Here is a 23,482-nt window from a genome sequence, read left to right as displayed (position 1 = left end):
TCCTTCATTATCGCGCGATGAGCTCCGACCCGCGCTTCAGCGCGACCTTACCCTCGTCGGTACAGACCAGATAGGCCGGATTGTCAGGCGTGCCGCGCCGGACGATCCGTGCGCCCTCGATGGTGCGCTGGACCCGTCGCTCGAAGCGCTCGACGATCTCGCCATGCGCCGCGTGCGCGCCCCACTCCCAGCTGATCTTCTGGCCTGTGCGAAAGCTGTTCGCCATGCGGAGGAGCCTTTCGCCGGTCTAACCAATGATAAGGCGCGCTGTTCCGGTTGCCTTTGGTGCTCGACCCGCTAGAGGCGTGCCGATGGACGCTTCCCAGCTTCGCGTTGCCCTGTTCACCGGCAATTACAACTATGTCCGCGACGGCGCCAACCAGGCGCTGAACCGGCTTGTCGGCTATCTCCTCGGCCAGGGCGCCGCAGTCCGCATCTACTCGCCGACGGTGAAACAGCCCGCATTTCCCCCGACCGGCGAGTTGGTCAGCATACCGTCGCTGCCCGTACCGGGCCGAGCCGAATATCGCTTCCCGCTGATGATCCCGCCCAGCATCAAGCGCGACATCAAGCGCTTCGATCCGAATATCCTACATGTCGCCAGTCCGGAGATCCTCGGCCACCGCGCGGTGAGCCTCGCGCTGCGGCGCAAACTGCCGGTAGTGGCCTCGGTTCACACCCGCTTCGAGACATATTTCCGCTATTACGGCCTCGCGTTCCTCGAACCCGTGGTCGAAGCGCTGCTCCGCCGGTTCTACCGCCGCTGCGATGCGATCTTCGCGCCGTCGGAATCGATGGCGCAACTGCTCCGCGAACAGCGGATGAGCTATGATGTCGGCATATGGTCCCGTGGTATCGACCGGGGAATCTTCCAGCCTGGCCGGCGATGCCAGGATTGGCGGCACTCGCTCGGGGTTGCGCCCGACGACGTGGTGATCGGCTTCGTCGGCCGCTTGGTCATGGAAAAGGGCCTGGACGTCTTTGCCGACGCGATCGACCAGCTCGTCCGCCGCCAGGTAAGGCACAAGGTTCTGGTCGTCGGCGAGGGACCGGCCCGCGACTGGTTCGAGAAACGGCTGCCCGGAGCGATCTTCGTCGGCTTCCAGACAGGCGAGGAGCTCGGCCGCGCGGTCGCCTCGATGGACATGCTGTTCAATCCCTCGGTCACCGAGACCTTCGGCAATGTCACGCTTGAGGCGATGGCGGCACGGCTGCCGGTGGTCGCTGCACGCGCGACGGGCAGCGAGAGCCTCATCGAGGATGGGATCACGGGGCGGCTGATCCAGGCGGGCCGGACGCAAGCCTTTGCCGATGCGCTCCAGCATTTTTGCGAGGACGAAGCGCTGCGCCGCAGCGTCGGCGAGGCTGGTCTCAAGTCGAGTGCCCGCTATGGCTGGGATCAGGTGAACCAGGAGCTGGTCGATGCCTATCTGCGCATCGTCCGCCAGCATCGCGCGGGCGTGCGGCTGGCCCGGCAAAGCCCGGTGCCTTGATGAAGCTGGGGCAACGCCCCGGTACGTAATCCCGGCCTAGGCCGAGAGCTCGATGGTTTTTGCAAGCATCATTCGCCGTCCCCTCTGTGCGCCTGCCGATTGCGCGCCTATATCCGCTGCAATGGCCGATCTCTTTGCGCCCGAACCCTCCGCCGCCGTGCCCGCCGATGCCGCCCCGCTGGCCGAACGGCTGCGACCGCGCAGCCTCGATGAGGTGATCGGGCAGGAACATCTGACCGGACCGGATGGCGCGATCGGCCGGATGGTGGCTGCAGGCCGTCTGTCGTCCCTGGTGCTGTGGGGGCCTCCCGGTACCGGTAAGACGACGATCGCGCGCCTGCTCGCCGACGCCGTCGGGCTGCGCTTCGCGCCGGTGTCGGCGGTGTTCTCCGGCGTCGCCGATCTCAAGAAGATTTTTGCCGAGGCGCGCGAGCATGCCCGACTGGGCACCCGAACCCTGCTGTTCGTCGATGAGATCCACCGTTTCAATCGTGCGCAGCAGGACAGCTTCCTGCCCTATGTCGAGGACGGCACCGTCGTCCTGATCGGCGCTACCACCGAAAACCCTTCCTTCGAACTGAACGCCGCCTTGCTCAGCCGCGCACAGGTTCTGATCCTCAACCGGCTGGACGCTAAGGCCCTTGCCCGGCTGATCGCCCATGCGGAGGATGTCGAAGGCCGCGAACTGCCGCTCACCGACAACGCGCGCGCAGCGCTGGTCGCCTCGGCTGATGGCGATGGCCGCTTCCTGCTCAACCAGGTCGAGACGCTGTTCTCCATCGCGATAGATCATCCACTCGAGCCCGCCGAGCTGGCCGCGCTGCTCCACCGCCGCATGCCGGTCTATGACAAGGATCGCGAGGGCCATTACAACCTCATCTCCGCGCTTCACAAGTCGCTGCGCGGTTCGGACCCGCAGGCTTCGCTCTACTATCTTGCGCGGATGCTGACCGCGGGCGAGGAGCCGCTTTACGTCCTGCGCCGGCTGGTCCGCTTTGCCAGCGAGGATGTCGGCCTCGCTGATCCGCAGGCGCTGGTGCAGTGCCTCGCTGCCAAGGATGCCTATGACTTCCTGGGTTCGCCCGAAGGCGAGCTGGCGATCGTGCAGGCCTGCCTCTATCTCGCCACTGCGCCCAAATCCAACGCCGCCTATGCGGCACAGAAAGCGGCGTTCCGGTCAGCCCGCGACACCGGCTCGCTGAGTCCGCCCAAGACGATCCTCAACGCGCCTACCAGGCTGATGAAGGACATCGGCTACGGCAAGGGCTACGCCTATGACCATGATGCCGAAGACGCTTTCTCGGGTGACGATTACTGGCCCGAGGAGATGGGCGCCCAGGCCTATTATACTCCCTCTCCGCGCGGCTTCGAGGCCAAGATTGCCGAACGCCTCGCTTATTGGGAGAAGCTGCGCCAGGAGCGGCGGCAAGGATGAGCTCTGACGGGACCAAGCCCTCCGACTGGGAAGGCGTCACCGCCTGCGTCGCCGGCGCAGCCGCGGTCAGGGCCAACGGCAATGCCGTCACCTCCCCGGCGCGCTCTAGAAGCGGCTGAAGAAGAAGCAATGAATCGCCGCTTCAGTCGCTTCGCCTGCATCGACTGGTCGGGCGCCAAGGGCGAGCGGCAGAAAGGAATCGCGGTAGCGATCAGCGACGGGCCAGGGAGCACGCCGCGCCTCATCGAGCGGCCTTGGTCGCGCGAGGCGGTCCTGGAATGGCTGCTCGACCATGCCGCCCGCAGGAACGATCTGCTGGTCGGCATCGACTTCTCGGCCGCTCTGCCCTTCCTGGACGCCGACGCCTATTTTCCCGGCTGGACAGAAAGCCCGGCCGACGCGCGCGGGCTGTGGCGGCTCGTGGACGAAACCTGTCGGGACGAACCCCATCTGGGGGCCGGAACGCTGGTCGATCACCCCGAGGCCAGCCGCCACTTCCGCCGTCATGGCGGCCGGCAAGGCGATTTGTTCGGGGCGGGAAATGGCCGTCACCGCATCGTCGAACGGATCTGCCGCGATCAGCGCCATGCGCCCGCTACGAGCAGCTTCAATCTGGTCGGCGCGGCGCAAGTCGGCAAATCGAGCTTGACCGGCATGCGCCTGCTCCACAGGCTGAACGGACGCGTGCCGATCTGGCCGTTCGATCCGATTTCCGAGCAGGGACCGGTGATCGTCGAGCTCTACACCACGATTGCCGCGCGGCAGGCGGGCCTGGGCGGCGGCAGCAAGATGCGAGACGCCGAACGGCTGCGCGCGGCCCTCGCCGGCTATGGCATCGATCGGGTGCCGGTGCTGACCAACTATGACGATCACAGCACCGACGCGATCCTCACGTCCGCCTGGCTTGCCCAGGCCGCCCCGCGAGACGAGCTCTGGCACCCGCCTCTGCTCACGCCCGACATCGCCGCAGTCGAGGGCTGGACGTTCGGCATTCCTTGACGCAATAGGGGCGGCGTGTGCCGGCTTAGCTCAGCTGGTAGAGCAACCGCCTTGTAAGCGGTAGGTCAACGGTTCGAGTCCGTTAGCCGGCACCAGTAGATAGCTGTCCGACCCGGACACATAGGTAACAGATTGTACTAAGACATGGGTAACAACCCCGTCCGAACGGGTTGTCGAGGGTTGCGAGGAGCGCGCTTGGACCCCAAGAGAATCGCGATCGACGTCCGGGTGCTACCCTCTTGTTCAACAGCCTGCTAAGACAAGGACGCCTGCCATTCGAAGCGGGATCGAGGATGGGAATCGCGATGGGCGACAGGATTTTCGGAGGGCGAGATAGCGGCCGTAACCGGCGGAACACGCGGCACCGGCAAGGCGATAGCTCCTACCCCGCCGCGACGCTGCGAACGAAGTCGGCAGGCACCCGTGCACAATGTGCCGTTTCGGGAGCGGAATGGAGTGCCCATCTGGATCTGGGGAGCATGGCACAAATCTCCCCTTATTACACCGCGAGCGACCATAGCTTCCACCTGGTCCAACCCGCTGTTAGACGGCTCGGCTGAGAGGTGAGAATGTCGTCTGCGCCTCCCGATAATCGACGCATTGTCATCATTGAACATTTACAGGAAAAGGGAAAGTAGCCGTGAAAATCGAAGACCGCCTGGATATTCAGGATCTCGTGGCTCAATACGCATATTATGTCGACAGCTTGATGATTCCAGAGTGGGTGGCGTTGTTTGCGCCTGATGGCATCCTCGACGAGAGCGAGTTCGGCATGGGAAGGCACGAAGGCCACCAGGGTCTGACCGCTTATGGCGACGCGATCGCCAGCCGGGTCAAGCATCTCCTTCACCTGATGACGAATCACCTGATCTGGGATGCTGAGGAGAACAGCGCGCGCGGTACGTCCTTCGCCATCGTGGAATCGATGCAGAACACTGGCTCAAGGGCTCGCTATTTGGTAGAATATAACGATCAGTATCAAAGGATTGGAGACCGGTGGGTGTTTCAGGCGCGGTATCTGAAGAAAACCTTTCCGCCCGAAGTGATCGCCTCCTGAGTTCGGCCCTTCTCTCTGGCTATCAAATCCTTTGCGATGCCGCGCACTTCGGGAGAAGCGGCGTCGCACTGGAAATGATTTCACATACAGTGCAACGGAAGACGTTGTTGGCGAACATTGGGGCAAATAAGAGCACGGAAATCCTGGTATCTATGCTGGCGCCGGGTTTCTGAGCGCGGACAACCCGGTTAAATTGATCGCGCACTATACTCTTGCGCCAATGGGTCTAGCGCGAGCGGCTATGCCGTGCCGCATCGACGACGGGGGATGCCGTCGCGCACGGCACAAGCATAGCCTGCCGGAAGGCCGTTACCTCGCGACGGCGAGCGCATAGAAACCACCGGCAGAACAGATCAGCCTGGAGGCTGGGCTCCTTTACCGAAACGATAAGCGGAACCGGTGGCCTGAGGAAAGATCAGTTCGCTGCCGCGAGCTGTTTCGCAAAATGTTTATCGAGACTGCGGACAATCATCACATAAACATTGTCAAGCCAGGACGTAACGCCTTCAAGTGTTCCGCTCTCGTCCACGTCGAAGGTGGACTGGATGGTCATCTGACAGCTATTTTCCGAAATCGGATCCAGCGCCCAGCTCGCGATATAATTGCGTATGCCGTGAACGCAGCCATCGTTTGCATCATAATAGAGACGGTAAGCCACCTTGTCCGCCAGCATAAGAACTTCACGGTTCTCAAGTGGGAGACCGGATTCGACAGCATTTGCGCGCTTCATCACGCGCGTCCGAGGGATCGCGTCGACCTCCCCCTCCAGCGTCGACTTGGCGAGAACCGGCCCCTCGGCGTCGACATTGTCGATCCAGGAGATATCGCCCCAATCCATGAACAGATCCCAGACCGCGTCGATATTACCCCCGACCACACCGCTATAATATCTGGAACCCCGGGCAATACGCATCTCATCCATCCTTTCTTATGCCGGACCGCTAACGCGCGATGTTCGGCCGCCAAAGCGTGCGGCAATATTCTAATCCGCGTTTGGATAATATCAAATTTTTTCGTCCTGGCGATAGCCCATACGCACCATGGCCTGATGCTTGTCACGATGGCCTTCTACTCCGATCATACATATACCCGTCGCGACCCGTCGGTTAAATCGAGGCTTCCGCTCTGCCGAACAAATGCCGAGCTGTGAGGATCCGGAAATCGGATGTCGACGGAATTGACTATCATTGTCGCAATATGGAGTGCCACATGAGTGAAGTTGTCGTGACGCTGAACATGAAACTGAAACCCGAAGCTGCGGATGGATTCTGCGGCGTATTGCCCGATCAGATCAAGGACACCGCGCAGCGGCCGGGGTTCATAGACATTCAGATTGTCCGCCATAAGGACGATCCTAGCAACGTCCTCTTCATCGAACGATGGGCGTCCGAGCAGCACTTTCATGATTATGTCGCCTGGCGTACCGAGCGCGGGGACATGGACGGCGCCGCCGACCTCATGGTTGATGCGCCCAAGCTGGACTTCTGGCCGACGACCGCCGCGAAGGGCTGATCTATGCCGGGTGAGTGACTCGCCCGGCATCTCCGGCTTGCCCAACGAGATGGCCGGCCCCGCGGGCGCGATGCGCAGCGCTCCGGCTGCCGGATCAGAAACGCCGCGCAACAATGATAAATGTGCATCGGCATGTCACATTGCTGCCCGCTGCCTCGTCAGGTCCGCGAACCCCTGACACGAGGACACCGATCATGACTGGCCGTACCGATCCCTATGCCGCGGCGCCCGAACTGCTGAAAGCGTGGCTGAACTTTTCTAATCAGGTCGCCGCAAACGGTCTCGAAAAACCGTTGCTTGAACTGGTGAAGATCCGCGCGTCGCAGATAAACGGCTGCGCCAACTGCCTCAACATGCACAGCTATGAAGCGCGGCAGGCCGGCGAGTCGGAGCAGCGCATCGCGGTTCTTGCGGCATGGCATGAAGCCCCCCTTTATACCGAACGCGAGCGCGCGGCGCTCGCCTGGACCGAGCATCTGACGCTGGTTGCCGACAAGCGCGCGCCGCAGCATATCTATGACGCGCTGGACCTCCAGTTCAGCAAGGAGGAGCAGGTGAAGCTGACGATGATGATCAACGTCATCAATGGCTGGAACCGGCTGGCGGTCGGCTTCGACCTATTTGCGCCTGAGCTGGGCTGGAAGCAGTGAGCGATGTCGCGGCCTTCGACGCCCTGAGGCCCCGGCTGCTGCGCGTCGCCTACCGGATGCTCGGATCGATGGCAGATGCCGAGGACGTGGTGCAGGATGCCTGGCTACGCTGGGGAGCCAGCGATCGGGACAGCGTGCGCGTGCCGGAGGCGTTTCTGCGTCGCGTCGTCACCCGATTATGTCTCGACCAGCTCAAGTCGGCGCGGGCGCGGCGCGAGGAATATATCGGCCCCTGGCTGCCGGATCCGGTGATCGAGCCCGACGCGGTGGAAGACATCACGCTCCCCCTCATGCTGGCGCTCGAGCGGCTCTCTCCGCTCGAACGCGCCGCGTTCCTGCTCCACGACGTGTTCGGCGAGAGCTTCGACGACATCGCCGAGAGCATAGGGCGCGATTCCGCCGCCTGCCGGCAGCTTGCGAGCCGCGCCCGCGAGCATGTCCAGGCCGAGAAGCCGCGCTTCCCCGTCGAGCGCGCGCATGGGCTGGAGATCGCGCAAGCCTTCTTCGCGGCATCCCGCGGGGGCGAAATCGGGCGGCTGAGCGAGATGCTGGCGGAAGATGTCAGTCTCTATTCCGACGGCGGCGGCAAGCGGCCGGCGGCGGCGCGCGTCATGAGAGGATCGAGTGAAGTGACGCGAACCTTCGCCGCGATCGCGCGGCTGACGATCGGACGGACGGGAGAGTTGATCCGATACGCTTATGTTAACGGCCTGCCCGGCTTCGTCACGCGTGAAGCAGACGGGGTTCTCCAGACCACCGCGCTGCTGATCGAGAGCGGCCGGGTCAAAGCCGTTTATGTGATGCGCAACCCCGACAAGCTGCGCCATCTGGAAACACGGCTGAATTAGAGACGAGGGGCTGACTTACCAACACGGGAGAACGACGATGCAACGCCAGATCGTATCACGCGATGAATGGCAGATCGCGCGCAAGGCGCTGTTCGAGAAGGAGCGCGCCATGACTCGTGGTCGTAGGCTGCGGGAGCACGCCAATGCGTTTGCCCTGACTGGTGATCGGCAGTATACAGGTTTCATCGAGCGATAAGCTGTCGGAGGCGGAATGACGGCTACGACTTCTCTTCGCGACATACCGCTGGATAGCGCGGTGTGCCAAATCAATGCCTCGCTGGGTGCAGCTGAAGCGCAGCCAATCGTTCAGAGCTTTTTCGACGAAGTGACGAACACGGCGAGCCATGTCGTGTCCGACGCCCGAACACGAGCAGCTGCGATCATAGATCCGGTGCTTGATTTCGACTTCGCCTCGGGGCGGACTGGAACCGCTTCGGCGGACAAAATCCTCGCTTATGTTGCGGACAAAGACCTAACGGTCGAATGGCTGCTCGAGACGCATGCTCATGCCGACCATCTCTCGTCCGCTCCCTATCTTCAGGAACGGCTTGGAGGACGTACCGCAATTGGTAGAGCGATCACGGCGGTACAGGATCACTTCGGCGCGCTTTTCAACGATCGCGCTACGCTCGATCGGTCAGCCGCGCTCTTCGATCATCTGTTCGATGACGGCGACCTGTTCGAGATCGGCGACCTTAAGGCAAGCGTCCTTCACATACCCGGCCATACGCCAGCGGATCTCGGCTATGTGATCGGGAACAGCGTATTCTGCGGTGACACCCTGTTCATGCCCGATTTTGGAACTGCTCGCGCCGATTTTCCCGGCGGCGACGCACGGCAACTCTATCGATCGATCCGCCGCCTGCTCTGCTTGCCGCGAGAAACCCGTCTTTTCCTCTGCCATGACTATAAAGCGTCGGGACGCGACCAATTTTGCTGGGAAACGACCATCGGAGCGGAGTGCGACCATAACGTCCACGTTCGTGACGGCATCAGCGAAGACGCCTTCGTTGCCATGCGAACGGCACGGGACGCCACGCTCGACATGCCCAAGCTGGTTCTTCCGTCGATCCAGGTGAACATGCGCGGCGGTCGGCTGCCCTGTCCGGAATCTAACGGCACGCGCTACTTGAAAATCCCGTTGAACGCCTTTTGACGCGACATCCGTCCCGACCGCAGCTTGGATCCGGGCGGCGATCGAGGAGGTATTACCGGCTGCGCTGGTCAGCGGCGGATAATCGCAAAGTCGCGTCATTGCGTCGATCGCCTGCGAAAAAATCTCTTGAAAGAGCTCACCAGCTTCCTAGATTTTTTAACGCCGGACGCTGAAAACCGGGTCCGGTTGGGACATTTGAGGGCGTCGGCTCTCTCCGGCGCGTCTCATGCCCAAATTGCTCAATGTGGAGGATTTGGAGATGAGAACCACATTCGACTTCGCGCCGTTCAGGCGCTCGACGGTCGGCTTCGATCGTCTGTTCGATCTGCTCGAAACCGGCATGCGCAGTGACGGTACCGAGGGCTATCCGCCCTTCGATATCGAGCGGCAGGGAGAGGATAGCTACCGCATTACGCTCGCGGTAGCCGGCTTCCGCCCGGATGACATCGAAATCGTGGCGCAGCAGAACCAACTTACCGTCACGGCCAAGCGCGCCGAGGACAAGACCGAGGGCGAGTATCTGCACCGCGGTATCGCGACGCGGCCTTTCGAGCGGCGATTCGAACTTGCGGATTTCGTCGAGGTCAGCGCGGCGAGCTTCGACAATGGCCTGCTGAGGATCGACCTCCAGCGGGTTGTTCCCGATGCGATGAAACCGCGCAAGATCGAGATTGGCGGCAATGCTTCCGCCATTGATCGCCTCGAAGCACCCAAGGAAGGGGACCGTCAGGCGGCCTGATCGAACCATTGGCCCGCCGTCCGCTGGGCGGCGGGCTTCCATTATTTTCCAGCCATAAAGGAGATGACATCATGGCAATTCGTGATCTGATCCCCTGGAGCCGGCAGGAGAACCGGCTTCCCGCCACCGTCGGTGCTGAGCGCGACCGGGGCGACCACCCGCTGCTGTCTCTTCACCGCGAGGTGAACCGGCTGTTCGATGATGTCTTCCGCGGCTTCGGCGTGCCGTCGCTCGGAGGTTCCGAGCGCAGCCTGTCATGGCCGAACCTCGAACTGGGCGAAACGGACCGCGAAATCCGTGTCACCGCCGAACTGCCGGGCCTTGAGGAGAAGGATGTCGACATCACTCTCGAAGAAGGCGTTCTGACCCTGCGCGGCGAGAAGAAGTCCGAGGTCGAAGACAAGGACCGCGGCTATACCGAACGCAGCTACGGCCGTTTCGAGCGGCGGATCGGCCTTCCCCGCGGCGTCGAGCGGGACAAGGCGAGCGCGACGTTCAAGAACGGCGTGCTCACCATCACTTTGCCGAAATCGGAGGCGGCAAACGAAAATCGTCGCCATATTCCGATCAACTCGCAAGCCGCATGACAAGCCGGCCCGGGACCCTGCTCCCGGGCCGCGCGCTGTGCGCTTCCGGGCGCCACTACGGCGGCTTACGAAGCGAAGGCCGCTGATGAGAGGCACGCATCACTGAATGGATGGGCAGGAGGATGGCTCGGCCATTCAGTTTGAGATAACCCAGGGAAAGCGACCGAAGCATCACGCGCTTCGGAACGCTCGAATGAGACGGTTGAGGCGAGCGTTGGCAGCCGCTTCGCGTTGGCGGTCATAACTGGGAGAGATGTAAAATGCCTGGGTCGCTCGATAATAAAGCAGCATTGGTGACTGGTGCATCGGGTGGCATCGGCCGTGCCATCGCCAGTCGCCTTGCCGATGCAGGCGCCACAGTGGCAGTGCATTACAATAGCGGAGAGGAACGCGCCCTGGAGACCGTCGCCCTTATCGAGCGGGATGGGGGCAAGGCATTCGTCCTGCAGGCGGATCTCAGGGACGTCGGCTCCATCACGTCCATGTTCGGCGCGCTTGAGGATCAGCTCGCCCGCCGCGGCCATTCCGGACTGGACATTCTCGTCAACAATGCCGGAAAGGGCAGCGGCACGACGATCGCGCAGGTCGACGAGGCACTATTCGACCTCATGATCGATTCCAATATCAAGAGCACCTTCTTCGTCACCCAGGCAGCGCTGAAACAAATGCCGGATGGTGGCAGAATCATCAATATCTCATCGGTGGTGTCGATCGCCGCATATCCAGGCGCAGTGGCTTATTCTCTGGCGAAAGCAGCGGTCAACGCGTTCACTCGCTCGCTTGCCGCTGAGCTGGGGCCGCGCGGCATCGCCGTCAACGCGCTTGCGCCCGGGGCCACCGAGACCGCTCTACTCAGTCCGACTCTGCAGGATCCGACAATGGTGTCGTGGATACATCAGGCGACTGCAATGGGCCGCATCGGGCAGCCCGAAGACATCGCCGCCGTGGCTCTTTTCCTCGCCTCCCCGGAGGGTGGATGGATCACCGGCCAACTTTTGCAGGCGAGCGGCGGAATGCATCTATAGCTACCATTGCACTGCTTTCGATCCGACATGCGAAAACCAGAAGGAGTGAATGATGTTCAAAGTGATGTGGCTCATGAAGCGCAAGGAGGGGACATCCATGCAGGATTTTATTGAGTATTATGAAAGTCATCACGCAGTTCTGGGAGCCAAGTTATTTCAGGATAACAACTTGAAGCCGCTAAAATATGTGAGGAAATACCTTCATCCCATGAGCGATCCCATAGCTGAGGAGGATAATGCGCGCGAACCCGAATATGACGTTGCCATGGAAATGTGGTTCGAATCCCGTGGGGATTTCGACAGGCTGGTCGAGTTCTCGATGCAGGATGCAGTGAGCGAGATGATCATCGCCGACGAACAGCGGTTCCTTAATCGCGAGCAGAAAGCCGTCTTCATTCTTGAAGAGCACGAAACCAAATTCGAATAGGGCGAAGCAGCGCCCTTGGCCCGCGAAGGACCCTACATAGCCGGGCGGTATCAGCCCAGCATCTCCCGGCTCTCCGCGGTCCCGAAGATGATCACGGACACGCCCGTCCTTCCGAAGGTCACCCGATCATGCTCGCCCTGGGGCGAGGCAAAGGCGGCCTCAGCGGCCTCCTTGTCGTCGAACCAGAGGAAGGCGAGCCCATCCTGGCTAGGCTCGCCTTCCAGCTTGCCAGAGACGGCATCGAATGCGTCGGTCGGCGGATGGACGGTGTACCGGCGCAGGCCGGGCAACTTCTTGGCGATTTCCGCATGCTCTTCCAGCCACCAGCTGCGGAACTGGGCGCGGCTCCATTCGGGCGGGCGCTTCAACATGCCGACAATCGCGTACATGGACGGCCCTCCTCTCCTCTCGGCGACCAGGCGAATCTGCACTCCTTCGCGCGCTCCGTCAAATCGATGACGGCGACTGCCCGCAGGAAAGTCACGTCCCCCCTGCCCCATGGAACGCCTTTACCTTCAAGATAGTATTTCTGGAAGGGACGACGGAAATAGCCGCGGCGATCATGTCCACCAGATTGGCGATGTGCAGTTCGCAAGCTTCTCGACTTTCGTGGAAAGACATCGCCTCGACACGAGAGAGCCCCCACACGACATCCTGCCTTAATATCTCTCCACGGACCTTCAAGACGATTGGATCTACGCCCGGAATAGTTTTCATCAGGTCATAAGCCGCAACAAGTGCCGGCGAATACGATTCGAATTCTTCGGAAAAAGATTTGAACTTATCGATAGAAAATAACTGGGAAATGAAGCGTACCCAATAGCAGTTTCGCCAGTTGGAGAAGATCTCGTCCGCCATCGGATGAATCACGATGGACGCGATCGATTCCGGTGAGATCGGACATCCTGGACTACGGTTCACCGCCTTGAGCCGCTTCTCGCGCCTTGCGTTTATCGTCGATATGCGATGGCCGAGAATGGCGCGGATCAAGCCCTCTCTGGAACCGAAATGATAATGCGCGGCCGACTCGTTGCGCTGGCCGGAATCGATTGCGATCTGCCGCAGGGACGCGCCTTCCAGGCCGTGAAGCGCAAAGCGCCGCTCGGCGGCCACGATCATCGCCTCTTTGGTGCCAAGCGGTTTCACCGTCGCCGTCTTCGTCATTTTCCTGCGCCTGCCATCCGAGCCCGAACTTGTACGACCATGAAAAGGGGGCGGTAGAACAACTCCGGGCAGAATACCCATTCGGCCTTGCCTTCGATTAATGAATGTACATTAATTATCGCCATTAACAACCACCACATCCGAACCGATTTATGTAACGCTCGATCATCTGCCAAGGAAGCCAATTCCAGCAAGTCAGCCGACGCTCTCCTCCGGGAATGGCTTGCGGAACGCCCCATGACGGGGCGTGAGCTCTACCGGAAGTTCTCCCAGGGAAGGTCTGCAAACACAATTCATGGTACGCCCAAAGATGTGGCAGACATCATGGAAGAGTGGTTCCTCGGGGGCGTCGCCGACGGGTTCATGATGTTCTTTCCGCTAGTGAGCGGAATGTGTGACTTCGGCACGAAAATCGTGTCGGAGCTTCAGCGCCGCGGACTGTTCCGCACCGAATATGAAGGCACCACGCTGCGCGACCATCTTGGCTTGAAGCGTCCGCCCTTCCGCACTCATCCCTGAATAGTCGCCGCGCATTTTCCGGAGCGCCCTTGCGCCAGGGGCGCTCCGGGAGCTCCGGTCTAGATGACGAAAAAACCGTGGGTCCCGTCCCGCCTCAGTTGATCGACCAGTCCATATTCCCAGTCGAGGTAGGCTTGCATCTGCGCCGCGGCATTATCGGTGCCGACATAAGGACGCTTATAGATGTCATCCGGAGGTGAAAGCGCATCGAAGAAACCCGCTTCCAGCGGATATCCGGCGGCTGCCCAGGCGGCGGTGCCTCCCTTCAGCACGCGAACCTTCCTGTTCGTCTCCAGATCCGCGGCAGCAAATGTCGCCAGTGCGGCATCCGGCGACGTAAGCACAATATCCGCTGTCTCCGGCAGGGCTGCAATCGCCGCATCCAGCCGCGCTCGGATGGCGAAACGGGCGCCAGGCACATGTTCCGAGCGATGGGTCGTCGATGGCGCAAGGTCCACCACGATCGTTTGCGACGACCCAAGTGTCTGCGCCAGTTCCTTGACGGATATGAGGTCCACAGCGGGGAGCGATGGCAGGGTCGGCGTCCATGGACCGGTTGCCGCAGCCTCGTCCGCACGGCCTTCAACGACATAGACCTCCCAGCCCATCTGGGCGAGCCACGAGCCGCTCATGTGCGCGCGGACGCCGAGATTGTCCCAGAGGACGATGCGCGCGCCCCGCACCGGCGCGACCATATCGGTTTCCTGGACCAGCTGGCCGCCGGGCGCGCTTCGGAACCCTGGAACATGACCTGCGGCATATTCCTCGGGAGTGCGTACGTCGAAGCGATAGAGCGTGCGCGTGGCGTCCGCAGCAAGGAGCGCGACTTGTTCGCCAGTCAATACTTTCACGCCAGCGCGGTAAGAAACATCCCGCGCCCGTTCCAGCGCGGCGTTTCTGGCATCTTCCGCGACGTCTGGAGCGCAGCGCGACTGCCCATGCTCCAGTTCCAGTCCCGCAAGCGTCCACCCGATCGTGCCGTTGCACAGGGCGTAGATACGGTTGGGAAGGCCGGCGTTGATCAGCGATTGAGCGCCGATGATGCTCCGGGTTCGCCCGGCGCAATTGACGACGATCGTGGTATCTGGATCAGGCGCCAGCGCCTGAGCCCGCAGAACGAGCTCAGCACCCGGAACGCTGGTCCCCTTCGGAATGCTCATGACCTTGTATTCGTCGTATCTTCTGGCGTCCATGACCGCGACATCGGCATTCGCCCGCAGCATCGCATCGAGTTCCGGGGCCGGAAGGAGAGGCGTATGCCGCCGTCCCTCGACGACTTCACCAAAGGCCTTGCTATAGGAGTTAACGTCCTGAAAGAGCTCCCCGCCATCGGCGGCCCAACCTTTCAGACCACCCTGCAAGATGCGCGTGTTCCTATAGCCGAGTGCCGCTAACCTGCGGACGGCTGTGTCGACGAGCCCCTCGCCATCGTCATATACGACGACCAGGACTTGCTGGCGGGGCAGACGATCCAATGCCTCGATTTCCACGAGTCCGGCGGAAATCTGGGATGCGAAAAGCGGGTGGGAGAGCGCGAATGATGCCTCTTCGCGCACATCCAGCAAGGCAATCTCCTGCCGGGTCAACAGGTGCAACCGCACTTCGGCGGGGGTTATCGTTTCGGTCACTATTGTTCTTTCGACAGGTCCCAGAAGTTCGGGAGTGTGGAACTCGAATAGCCGGAGATGAAGGGCTTGGTGCTCCCATCCTGCTCATAGGCCAGCCGGGTTACTGCGCCGATGTTGGCGCCGTATACGTGGATGCTGATGGATGGGCGGTCCTCGTAAGAATTCCATACCCGATGGATATCGCCGGTCGCCGGCGAGAGCATTTCGACGTCGCCTGCATCGAGACGGACAGTCGGCCCGACAGCCCGGGGTATTCCGTCGTCATCAAGTTCATAACTCTGGTTGACCTCGGAGCCGCGCAGCATCCCGATCAGTCCCCAGGTTCCATGGTTGTGAATCGGCGTGGATTGGCCGGGGCCCCAGACGAAGCTGACCACCGAGAAGCGCTGCATGCTGTCGCAATGCAGCAGATATTGCTGGTAAGTTCGAGGGTTGGGAACAGCGAGGGCTGCGGGCAGCCAGTCGTCGTGCGAGACGAGTTCTGCCAACAGGGGCTTGGCCGTCGCCAGCAGGCTCTGCTCATCGCCAAGCTGCTGGACCGCTTGGGCAAGTGACACAACGAAGTGACGCAAACGGGCTATGCGAGGCGCGTCTGTCATGAACTCGGTTCCCTGATACAATCGTTGCACGGCATCAAAACAGCACCGCCGCCGCCCCTAGCGATAGGAGGAGGGCGACGACGGAGGCGCCGGCGATCACCATCAGTGGTTTTATACCACTGGAAAGCAGAGAGGCCAGCGGAGAGCTGATCCCCGCAGCTGTAATGGCGGAGGCGATCAGGATCGTCGCCAGACTACTCAGGACGGACCCCACAACCTTGGGGATCGCGAGGGTGGAGTTCACAATCACCAGCAAAAGAAATCCGACGAGAAACCAGGGCACCCTGCCGAACTTGCGGCGCTCTCCTCCATCCGCGAAATAAGCAACTACTGCGAGAACCGGCATGAGCAACGCGACGCGGCTCAGCTTTACGATGGTGGCGGTCTGGCCCGCTTTCTCAGAAAAAGAGTAACCGGCGCCGAGCGCCTGTGCGACATCGTGAATAGAAGCGCCGAGGAAAAAGCCGGCTTGCTGATCGTTAAGGCCGAGCGCGTGGGCCAGCATAGGATAAAGTGACATGCCGATCGCACTCACAGCGGCGATCCCGACGAGCACGATCGACAAGTGCGCCGGGTTTTCGCGGCGCGTGTTGAGCACCACCGAGAGCGCCGCTGCGGCCGATGCCCCGCAGATGGCGACGGCGCCGCCGGCAAGCGTGCCAAAGCTGTTGCGGAAACCCAGGACCCGCGCGAAAAAGATGCCAGAAAGCAGGGTAACCGTCGTGATGGCGGCCACCGCGCAAAGCGCAAGGGGACCGAGATCAGCGATTTGCGATGCAGTAATTCTTAGGCCGATCAACATGATACCGACCCGCAAAAGCGGATGCGTTGCGAAGCCCAGACCCTTGCGCAGGCGCGGATCCTGATTGAGGAAGCTGAGCGAGAGGCCGATCAGCAGCCCCATCAAGGCGAGGGGCGCGCCGTAGTGACTGGACAGGAAGCTGGCCGCAAGCACGGCAGCAGCCGTCACCGCGAGGCCTGGCCAGTAGTCTCTTAGCGAACTCGTCTCCTGCTCATAAAACTCGCAGTAGAGATCGGCCGCCGTCACAGAGGTGGAGTCCGCCTCGGGTAGGACAGTCGTCGTGCTGACCGGACGCATCTCCAGTATATTCCTCTCTTCGCCCTCGCACCTTCGCTGGCTCGTGGACGGGCTGTGGTGGCGGCGCAAATGAGAATCGTTAAAACGGATGTTGGGGATGCTCATGCGGCCGCATGCATATTCAGCCTTCCCGCCCGTTCCGCCTCCCGCCCGGCCGCGATCTGGCGCGTTCCCTCACGCCAAGCCCAGAAGGACCACCATCTGGATTTCGCACTTTGCACTACCTGCCCTCGCCCCGAGGAGCTCCCAAAAGAGTGCCTCCGCTCGCACGAAATGAGCAACGCTCATGAACAATCTTAGTATTATTCGATTGAGCGCGTGCCCCAATATTCTCATCAGCGCGAAGAGCGGGGGAAACATGCTGCCGGCTGATGCACTCAACGGAAATGCGGCTACCCCGCATTTAATGCTCAAGGGATTTAGCGATGTCGTTGAAACTTTATGTCGCACCTGGAAGCTGCGCGCTGGTGGCTTTGTGGGCCCTGGAGCGGACGGCAGTCGATTATGAGCTGGTTTCGCTGAATCTCGCAGCTGGAGATCAGCGCAGCGCAGCCTATCTCGCGATCAATCCGCACGGTCGGGTTCCCGCATTGGCGGTGGACGGTACGGTCATCACGGAACTCAACGCAGTCTTGACCTACCTGGCTGCGCGCTTCCCCGACTCCGGCATTCTTCCAATGCGCGATCCCATGCTGCTTGGCCGCGCAATGGAACTGCTGTGCTGGTTCTCCTCCACCATCCACGTCCATGTCGCGCAGACGTTGCGGGGCGAGCGCTTCACAGACGAGGCCGACGTCAAGGAGCGGCTGGCGGCATCCGGCAAGCAGCGACTGGCCTCCGCGCTCGCCGAGTTGGAGGAGCGGGTCGCGCAGTCCGGAAAATATCTCACGTCCGATCAGTTCAACGCTGTCGACATGTTCAGCGTCGTCATCTGGCGGTGGGCACAGAAGCTCCAAATCGACAGCTCGTCGCTCCCCTGCTGGGCGGATAAGATCCAGCGCGACATGGCCCGGCCTGAGGTCGTGCACGCGCTTGAACTGGAACGTTCTGCTCCACCCGCGAAATGGCAGGCCGAGACGGAGATGAGCTAGCCAACCGGTTCACGGACAACGCTGCGATCTCGATCTCTGCAGCAGCCGATCATGCTCGTCACGACCGACGTTTGGAGCAGCTCAATCTCAGGGCCATGCAGCTTGTGCGCGCAGCTTTGACAGCTTAGAAAGGACGGTCCTAGATGCCGCCATCTTGGCAGGAAGCAAGCCTCCTCTTCGGCGGAGGCGCCATCCCGGCGTGATCGGGGGAGGACTAGCAGGAAGCTCCTTCCGACGGACGGCGACATCGAGAATTGAGCCGCGATGACGTGGATGGGATTGACCGATGCAAGTGAACCTGCCCACCAATTTGCTGCGAAGTTTCGTAGCGATAGCCGACAATGGATCGATCGTGCGGGCCACCGAGAAGATTTTTCTTACTCAGTCCGCCCTCAGCCTGCAGATGAAGCGCCTGTCCGAGATCGTACAGGTTCCGCTCTTCAGGCGAGAACAGGGAACGCTGGTTCTCACATCGTCGGGCGAAAGGCTGTTGGATCTTGCGCGCCAGATCCTGGAACTGAACGATCACGCGGTTAAGAGCCTCGACCGAGCAGGTCTGAACGGGCCCGTCCGCATCGGCGTGGTCCAGGACTTCGGGGATGAAATTCTCTCTGGCGTGCTCGCGCGCTTCGTCCAGCTCAATCCGGGCGCAGAGCTTCAGATCCGGGTCGGAAATTCGCGTGAAATCAAGGAATTGTTTGCTACCCACCTGATCGACATCGCAGTCTACTACTCGATCGAGAGGGATGAGTTCACTGTTGCTCCGTCTCGCATGGTCTGGCTTGGCGATCCCAGGCTCGCCGAACGCGAGACGCTGCCGCTGGCTTTCATGACCCGGCCCTGTCTCGCACGCGACTGTGCCGTCGCTGCGCTCGAAGCCGCCAATCGGCCACATCAGGTGATCGTCGAAACATCGAACATTTCGGCTTTGCGGGTAGCGGTCGAGGCCGGTCTCGCCCTGACATGCCGATCATCCGCCTTTTTAGGGCACCGCTTCTCCGCCCTCGAGCTGGAGAGCCTCGCGCTGCCGACATTTTTTATCGCTGTCATGACCTCGCGCTCGGCCCATCGCGCGATCTCCGGGCTGGCTGACCTGATCACCGAGGCGATCGAAAATCTCGTTTGCCCCCCCTTTGATTTGGCAGCGGTTTACAGCAGCAAGGATACGCAGGACGCCTAGCGCCCGGTGTGGAATATCCGCCACGCATCTCGACGCTTCGGGCCATCGCCGACCCCCATCATGAATCATGCAAATGTCAGAGTTTGCAAAACTCACTTGATGCGGCCCGCCCTGTTCGAGCTACAGCTTCTAGCCTGAGTATTCAAAGCCCGAGCACATCGCACTGACAGGACGTCATAGGCGCTTTCGTCCACGAGAGGCAGGAATCACGAAATGCCTAAGATCTCTCGGCCCTCGCCTGCCCGTTCCCGCCATCGACTTGCCACTGCTGCCGCCAACCTTGCAGGTGCTGACGCTTATCCAGGCACCCACAGGAAGGCCGCGCGCCTTGACGAGGCAGGAGCGGAAACGCGCCTTCCTCTAGAATACCCATACGAAGCCGTTTGGAATCGGCCATGAGCTGTATTTCCAACGGTTCGAGGAGTGCCTCGGTGCCTTCCTGGCATTTCTTGCATCGTTGGGTACTGCCTCGCGGCAACATATCTGATCGGCTTCGCTTGGTGCTCCCAGGATCCGTCTATCGGTGCCGTTACGAACAAGGATCATCGTGATGGCGACCGAAGCGGAACCTGCATCAACTCTGACGGCGGTCGAGGAGCGACCGACCCGGCTAGTGCTGGCATCCACGGACGAATCGCCGCGGTGGAGTATGGCGTGGTATGCCTTGGGCATACTGTGCGTCGTCACGCTCCTGTCGCAGCTTGATCGGCACATCACGACGATTATTGTCACGCCGCTGAAGACCGAGTTCGCCATCAGCGACACGCAGTTCGCGCTTCTGCATGGCTATGGTTTCGCGATCACCTACGCTATTTTCGGTATTCCCTTCGGCAGGCTCGTCGATCGCAAGGACCGACGGAACATCATAATGTACGGGCTATTCGCGTGGAGCCTGCTCACGTCGCTGTCGGCGTTCGCAGGTAGCTACATCGAGTTGCTCCTACTGCGGACGGGTGTGGGCATCGGGGAAGCGGTACTCGGCCCCGCGGCCTATTCTCTCCTCATAGATTTTTTCGAGCCCAAACAGCGGGGCCGCGCCACGAGCATCTACTATGTGGCCATGTCATTGGGCTCGGGAGCCTCGCTTCTCCTTGGCGGAGCCTTGCTGAGCCTCATACCGCCAGCGGGCCTGGATATGGCAGGGCTGATAAAGCTGGAGCCGTGGCGCCTCCTGTTTCTGTTTGCGGGTCTGCCCGGCCTTTTTGGCTGTTTGCTCATGCTGACGATCAAAGAGCCTAAGAGGCGGAATGCGGTTCCCGGCGACAATGTCTCGCTCGGCGCATTTCTAAGCTATGTATGGGCACATAAAGCGCTGCTGATCCGGATCTCGGTCGCCAGCACGCTCATGGCGACAGCTGGTTACGGCACCGCCGCGTGGGCGCCGACTCTGCTTGAACGGCGCTTCGGCCTCCCGCCTGCAAGCACTGCATTGGGAATTGGTACGGCCATGATCGTTGGATCTGTGGCAGGCACGTTGCTTAGTGGCGCGATTTCGGATCGTATGATCGCACGCAGGCTCTTGAGCGCTCGAACCCGCCCCATGCTGTTCGGCTACTTGGCTCTGCTGCCTGCGTCCCTGTTCGGGCTGATGCCCGATCCCCGGCTCGCCATCCTGTGCTTTGGGGTGATCCTATTCAGTGTCGCGATGGCCCAGAGCGCAGCCCCTCTCGCGCTGCAGGAGGCGGTTCCAGCCAATATGCGCGGCCAGATCGTAGCGCTCCAGTTCCTGATATTGGCATTGTGCAGCATCGGCCTGGGTCCGGCTATCGTGGGCGTCCTTACGGATTCGGTTTTTCAGTCCAGCGAAATGCTGGGCTGGTCAATATTGGCGTTGATTCTTCCGATCTCCTTGATCGGCATAGTCGTGTGCGGCTTCGGCCTGACCGAGCGCGCTTACCAACTAACGGAAGCCAAAGATTGAGAAGCGAGCGGAGAACCAGGTGAAGTGCTGGTCCGAACAGAACCGGCAAGAAAGCTTCGATGAATGTCAGCGCAGAAGGACTAGGAGATGAATGCCAACGCTAAGTTCGATCCGAACAGCCTGATAGACCCGACGACTTGCGACCCGTGCGTCAATGATCCTGAATTCCCGTTTGAACAGTTCGTTACCCACTTCGTCAGCCAGGGCTCTGTCGTCCACGCCACAGTTTGGATATCGCAGGGGCGGGAGTTGAAGGGAACTGTCATTCTGAGCCCGCAGTGGTTCGGCGGCGACCGGCTGGAGAGCGTCATCATCCCGCTTATGACAGCGGGCATCAACGTGATGACCTTCCATCCCAGGGGCATGTGGGACAACCAGCACAAATACACGCTGACCGGTGCGGTGGACGATCTTCGGGCGGCAGCAGAGTATGTGCGATCGACCTGCGTCGGCGACATAAGGACGGCGAAAGGGCATGCGTGGCGCAGCGACGCTTCACGCATCGCCGTGATGGGATTGAGCGGTGGTGGCGGCAATGTGAGTTTGTCCGCATGCGCCGAGGATCCGCTGATCCAGTCCGCCATCGCGGTCGCTGCAAACAGCATGGCCGATTCACAGAATCTTGAATTGGCGGCGCAAATGAAGGTGCAGTTGGATGCGGTAAAGGCCCTGACCGCTGGTCGGGTAGACGTAGAGGGTACAATGAAGGCGATGACGCCAGCGGAAATCGATCGCATGAGGCCAACTGTCCAGGCGCATAGGCTTGTGGAGAAAAATATCCTTCTCGTCGGGGCGTTGAGAGACAGTGTCGCGCCTCTCGAAACCTGCCATAAGCCGATTGCCCAGGCGATGCGCGATGCTGGCGTGCGGGCATTCGACGAAGTGATCCTCGACTCCGATCACAGCTTTCTGACGAAGCGGATTGCCCTTGCCCGCCTGACTATACAATGGCTGCGGCAAAGATGCGGTTTTTAGCGCCAGCGACCGCTCCCGTCTCGTCGCGGTGGCGCGGATCTGGTCATGACATGCCCGGCTTGCGAGGTGGCCTAAGGGTTCGGACAACCTCGAGGCGGGAATAACAGACGCCAGACAGCGCCGGCGGGTGGCGAGCAACTATCATCTGGAGAATTGGCATGGCTCTCATGGATAAAAAGCAGGATACCGACGGTCTTTTGGATCCTGTCGAGCGGGTCCGATCCTTGCAGCCGCTGATCGCCGAATATGCCGGCATCGCGGAAGAGCAAGGCTGTATTGCGCCGCCTGTTTTCGACGCATTGAAGTCCGCCGGGCTTTTTCGGATGACCGTCGCGCGCCGCGCTGGCGGCGAAGGAGCATCGATGCGCACCTTCGTTGAAACGGTAGCCGAGATAGCCAAGACATGTGCCGGTTCTGCCTGGGCTTACGGCCTCGTCGCAGCAACGACCGGCATGGCGGCTTCCTTGCCGGAGGCACAGGCACAATTGCTTCGAGGAAGAGGCAACGGATTTAGTTGCTTCGTGGGGGCCAAGACCGGGATCGCCACCTGGTCTGAGGGCGGGTATCTCGTTTCGGGGCAATGGCCTTACGCTTCCGGATGCCTCCACGCCGACTGGGCATGTTGCGGCGTCTTGATCCGCGACGAAAACGGAGTGCAGGTGGGTTCCGGCAATGCCTTCCTCGATCTGTCGAATGAAAACGTCGAGATCATCAGGGACTGGAATGTGGCGGGGCTGTCGGCATCCGGCAGCAATAGGGTGAAGGCCGAAGGCCACTTCGTCCCCGCGGCCCTTGTCTTGCTCGACGACCACTTGGCGAACATGTCCAGCTTTATTGGGGAAGGCCACACCGAAGCACGCGATTTTTGGCCAGTCGAACCGCAGTTCGGGCTGACGGTCCTTCCCTCCATGCTGGGCGCGGCCGCTGGGATGTTCGAGGCTGTCCGGCAAAAGATGAACGAGCGCCCGATCATCGGCTGGCAATATCAGCGCCAATCCGATTCGGAACTCTTGCTGGCGAAGCTGGGAGAAGCCGCGATCAAGATCGATTCGGCATGGCTGCACGTATACCGCGCATGCGATATGTTGGACCACATTGCGCAGGAGCGCACCGTTTCCAAGATGGAGAAGGTCCGAACCCAGGCCGACTGCGGCTATGCCATGCGCCTGATACGCGAGGCGGGAGAAATATTGTTGGACATCGCCGGGCCGGGAGCATTCGCACTGACCAATACGATCCAGCGGCAGTGGCGGGACCTGAATGTCGGCTCGCGCCATAATGCGCTCAATGCCGGCCTCTCTCTGGAACTGCTCGGACGGGCTTTGACCGGGGGAAAATCAAACATCCGCAACATGCCGGAAATTTGATCCGTCGCAAT

The 23,482-nt window shown here is 61.0% G+C and carries 27 protein-coding genes and 1 tRNA gene; 21 read left to right on the top strand and 7 right to left on the bottom strand.

The genetic code is table 11. The features are described 5' to 3' along the window. Positions 1-7: 7 nt before the first annotated feature. Positions 8-226, bottom strand: a complete 219-nt coding sequence (locus AAC645_RS03815; RefSeq protein ID WP_340313972.1) for a hypervirulence associated TUDOR domain-containing protein — start codon at positions 224-226, stop codon at positions 8-10. A gap of 85 nt (positions 227-311) precedes the next feature. Here AAC645_RS03815 and AAC645_RS03810 point away from each other — a divergent pair, with 85 nt between their 5' ends. From AAC645_RS03810 to AAC645_RS03785, 6 genes are all read left to right on the top strand, one after another. Then, the gene (locus AAC645_RS03810) at positions 312-1,493 is read left to right on the top strand and encodes a glycosyltransferase family 4 protein (RefSeq protein WP_340313971.1); all 1,182 of its coding nucleotides are present in this window, start codon (positions 312-314) and stop codon (positions 1,491-1,493) included. A gap of 121 nt (positions 1,494-1,614) precedes the next feature. Then, complete coding sequence (locus AAC645_RS03805; protein WP_340313970.1) at positions 1,615-2,928, top strand: replication-associated recombination protein A; 1,314 nt, start codon at positions 1,615-1,617, stop codon at positions 2,926-2,928. Beyond that, the gene (locus tag AAC645_RS03800; protein WP_340313969.1) at positions 2,925-3,047 is read left to right on the top strand and encodes a hypothetical protein; all 123 of its coding nucleotides are present in this window, start codon (positions 2,925-2,927) and stop codon (positions 3,045-3,047) included. The genes AAC645_RS03805 and AAC645_RS03800 overlap by 4 nt, the downstream gene beginning before the upstream one ends. Before the next feature lie 10 nt (positions 3,048-3,057). After that, positions 3,058-3,927 carry a hypothetical protein gene (locus tag AAC645_RS03795; RefSeq protein ID WP_340313967.1) on the top strand — a complete coding sequence of 290 codons (870 nt, stop codon included), beginning with the start codon at positions 3,058-3,060 and terminating at the stop codon, positions 3,925-3,927. Between the two features lie 19 nt (positions 3,928-3,946). Next, positions 3,947-4,022, top strand: a tRNA-Thr gene (locus tag AAC645_RS03790). Positions 4,023-4,567: 545 nt separating this feature from the next. Then, positions 4,568-4,984, top strand: a complete 417-nt coding sequence (locus AAC645_RS03785; RefSeq protein ID WP_340313966.1) for a nuclear transport factor 2 family protein — start codon at positions 4,568-4,570, stop codon at positions 4,982-4,984. 415 nt (positions 4,985-5,399) lie between these two features. Here the strand turns inward: AAC645_RS03785 and AAC645_RS03780 are convergent, their stop codons facing one another. Next, the gene (locus AAC645_RS03780; RefSeq protein ID WP_340313964.1) at positions 5,400-5,906 is read right to left on the bottom strand and encodes an SRPBCC family protein; all 507 of its coding nucleotides are present in this window, start codon (positions 5,904-5,906) and stop codon (positions 5,400-5,402) included. 287 nt (positions 5,907-6,193) lie between these two features. Between AAC645_RS03780 and AAC645_RS03775 the strand changes: the two genes are divergently transcribed. The 9 genes from AAC645_RS03775 (at position 6,194) to AAC645_RS03735 (ending at position 11,928) form a co-directional block, all read left to right on the top strand. Further along, a complete protein-coding gene (locus tag AAC645_RS03775) occupies positions 6,194-6,496 on the top strand; it encodes a putative quinol monooxygenase (RefSeq protein ID WP_340313962.1) in 303 nt (100 codons plus the stop codon). A 194-nt stretch (positions 6,497-6,690) separates the two neighbouring features. Beyond that, the gene (locus AAC645_RS03770) at positions 6,691-7,146 is read left to right on the top strand and encodes a carboxymuconolactone decarboxylase family protein (protein WP_340313960.1); all 456 of its coding nucleotides are present in this window, start codon (positions 6,691-6,693) and stop codon (positions 7,144-7,146) included. A gap of 56 nt (positions 7,147-7,202) precedes the next feature. Beyond that, positions 7,203-7,994 carry a sigma-70 family RNA polymerase sigma factor gene (locus AAC645_RS03765; RefSeq protein WP_422785795.1) on the top strand — a complete coding sequence of 264 codons (792 nt, stop codon included), beginning with the start codon at positions 7,203-7,205 and terminating at the stop codon, positions 7,992-7,994. Positions 7,995-8,031: 37 nt separating this feature from the next. Next, positions 8,032-8,190, top strand: coding sequence for a hypothetical protein (locus AAC645_RS03760; RefSeq protein ID WP_340313956.1), 159 nt, complete (start codon positions 8,032-8,034; stop codon positions 8,188-8,190). Between the two features lie 15 nt (positions 8,191-8,205). Beyond that, positions 8,206-9,150, top strand: coding sequence for an MBL fold metallo-hydrolase (locus tag AAC645_RS03755; RefSeq protein ID WP_340313954.1), 945 nt, complete (start codon positions 8,206-8,208; stop codon positions 9,148-9,150). Between the two features lie 259 nt (positions 9,151-9,409). Beyond that, positions 9,410-9,889 (top strand): Hsp20 family protein, encoded by a 480-nt coding sequence (locus AAC645_RS03750; RefSeq protein WP_340313952.1) that lies wholly within the window; start codon positions 9,410-9,412, stop codon positions 9,887-9,889. Between the two features lie 71 nt (positions 9,890-9,960). Beyond that, positions 9,961-10,476 (top strand): Hsp20/alpha crystallin family protein, encoded by a 516-nt coding sequence (locus tag AAC645_RS03745; protein WP_340313950.1) that lies wholly within the window; start codon positions 9,961-9,963, stop codon positions 10,474-10,476. A 260-nt stretch (positions 10,477-10,736) separates the two neighbouring features. Further along, positions 10,737-11,501: an SDR family NAD(P)-dependent oxidoreductase gene (locus AAC645_RS03740; protein WP_340313948.1), complete on the top strand. Its 765-nt coding sequence runs from the start codon at positions 10,737-10,739 to the stop codon at positions 11,499-11,501. A gap of 49 nt (positions 11,502-11,550) precedes the next feature. Further along, positions 11,551-11,928, top strand: coding sequence for an EthD domain-containing protein (locus tag AAC645_RS03735; RefSeq protein ID WP_340313947.1), 378 nt, complete (start codon positions 11,551-11,553; stop codon positions 11,926-11,928). A 50-nt stretch (positions 11,929-11,978) separates the two neighbouring features. Here AAC645_RS03735 and AAC645_RS03730 read toward each other — a convergent pair whose 3' ends face one another. Together AAC645_RS03730 and AAC645_RS03725 are read right to left on the bottom strand one after the other, a co-directional pair. Next, entirely contained in the window at positions 11,979-12,317 is a 339-nt protein-coding gene (locus tag AAC645_RS03730) for an EthD family reductase (protein ID WP_340313946.1), read from the bottom strand. Between the two features lie 91 nt (positions 12,318-12,408). Then, positions 12,409-13,092 carry a TetR/AcrR family transcriptional regulator gene (locus tag AAC645_RS03725; RefSeq protein ID WP_340313944.1) on the bottom strand — a complete coding sequence of 228 codons (684 nt, stop codon included), beginning with the start codon at positions 13,090-13,092 and terminating at the stop codon, positions 12,409-12,411. 237 nt (positions 13,093-13,329) lie between these two features. Here AAC645_RS03725 and AAC645_RS03720 point away from each other — a divergent pair, with 237 nt between their 5' ends. Then, the gene (locus AAC645_RS03720) at positions 13,330-13,611 is read left to right on the top strand and encodes a hypothetical protein (RefSeq protein ID WP_340313942.1); all 282 of its coding nucleotides are present in this window, start codon (positions 13,330-13,332) and stop codon (positions 13,609-13,611) included. Positions 13,612-13,670: 59 nt separating this feature from the next. Here the strand turns inward: AAC645_RS03720 and AAC645_RS03710 are convergent, their stop codons facing one another. Genes AAC645_RS03710 through AAC645_RS03700 form a run of 3 tightly spaced genes read right to left on the bottom strand, consistent with a single transcriptional unit; the run spans position 13,671 to position 17,042 of the window. Beyond that, positions 13,671-15,239, bottom strand: a complete 1,569-nt coding sequence (locus tag AAC645_RS03710) for a rhodanese-like domain-containing protein (RefSeq protein WP_422785789.1) — start codon at positions 15,237-15,239, stop codon at positions 13,671-13,673. Next, positions 15,239-15,838: a cysteine dioxygenase family protein gene (locus tag AAC645_RS03705; RefSeq protein WP_340313940.1), complete on the bottom strand. Its 600-nt coding sequence runs from the start codon at positions 15,836-15,838 to the stop codon at positions 15,239-15,241. The genes AAC645_RS03710 and AAC645_RS03705 overlap by 1 nt, the downstream gene beginning before the upstream one ends. Positions 15,839-15,872: 34 nt before the next feature. After that, complete coding sequence (locus tag AAC645_RS03700; protein ID WP_340313938.1) at positions 15,873-17,042, bottom strand: YeiH family protein; 1,170 nt, start codon at positions 17,040-17,042, stop codon at positions 15,873-15,875. A 320-nt stretch (positions 17,043-17,362) separates the two neighbouring features. Between AAC645_RS03700 and AAC645_RS03695 the strand changes: the two genes are divergently transcribed. The 5 genes from AAC645_RS03695 (at position 17,363) to AAC645_RS03675 (ending at position 23,471) form a co-directional block, all read left to right on the top strand. Further along, positions 17,363-18,028 (top strand): glutathione S-transferase family protein, encoded by a 666-nt coding sequence (locus AAC645_RS03695; protein WP_340313936.1) that lies wholly within the window; start codon positions 17,363-17,365, stop codon positions 18,026-18,028. Positions 18,029-18,314: 286 nt separating this feature from the next. After that, a complete protein-coding gene (locus AAC645_RS03690; RefSeq protein ID WP_340313934.1) occupies positions 18,315-19,208 on the top strand; it encodes a LysR substrate-binding domain-containing protein in 894 nt (297 codons plus the stop codon). A 550-nt stretch (positions 19,209-19,758) separates the two neighbouring features. Then, positions 19,759-21,129 carry an MFS transporter gene (locus AAC645_RS03685; protein WP_340313932.1) on the top strand — a complete coding sequence of 457 codons (1,371 nt, stop codon included), beginning with the start codon at positions 19,759-19,761 and terminating at the stop codon, positions 21,127-21,129. 87 nt (positions 21,130-21,216) lie between these two features. Further along, the gene (locus AAC645_RS03680; protein ID WP_340313930.1) at positions 21,217-22,104 is read left to right on the top strand and encodes an alpha/beta hydrolase family protein; all 888 of its coding nucleotides are present in this window, start codon (positions 21,217-21,219) and stop codon (positions 22,102-22,104) included. A 158-nt stretch (positions 22,105-22,262) separates the two neighbouring features. Beyond that, positions 22,263-23,471, top strand: coding sequence for an acyl-CoA dehydrogenase family protein (locus AAC645_RS03675; RefSeq protein ID WP_340313928.1), 1,209 nt, complete (start codon positions 22,263-22,265; stop codon positions 23,469-23,471). The last annotated feature ends 11 nt before the right edge of the window (positions 23,472-23,482 follow it).

It is taken from the genome of Rhizorhabdus argentea (assembly GCF_037861105.1).
In the GTDB taxonomy this organism is placed as follows: Bacteria; Pseudomonadota; Alphaproteobacteria; order Sphingomonadales; family Sphingomonadaceae; genus Rhizorhabdus; species Rhizorhabdus argentea.
Note: the sequence above shows the minus strand (reverse complement) of the source record. Positions and strands in the feature narration are given on the sequence as shown.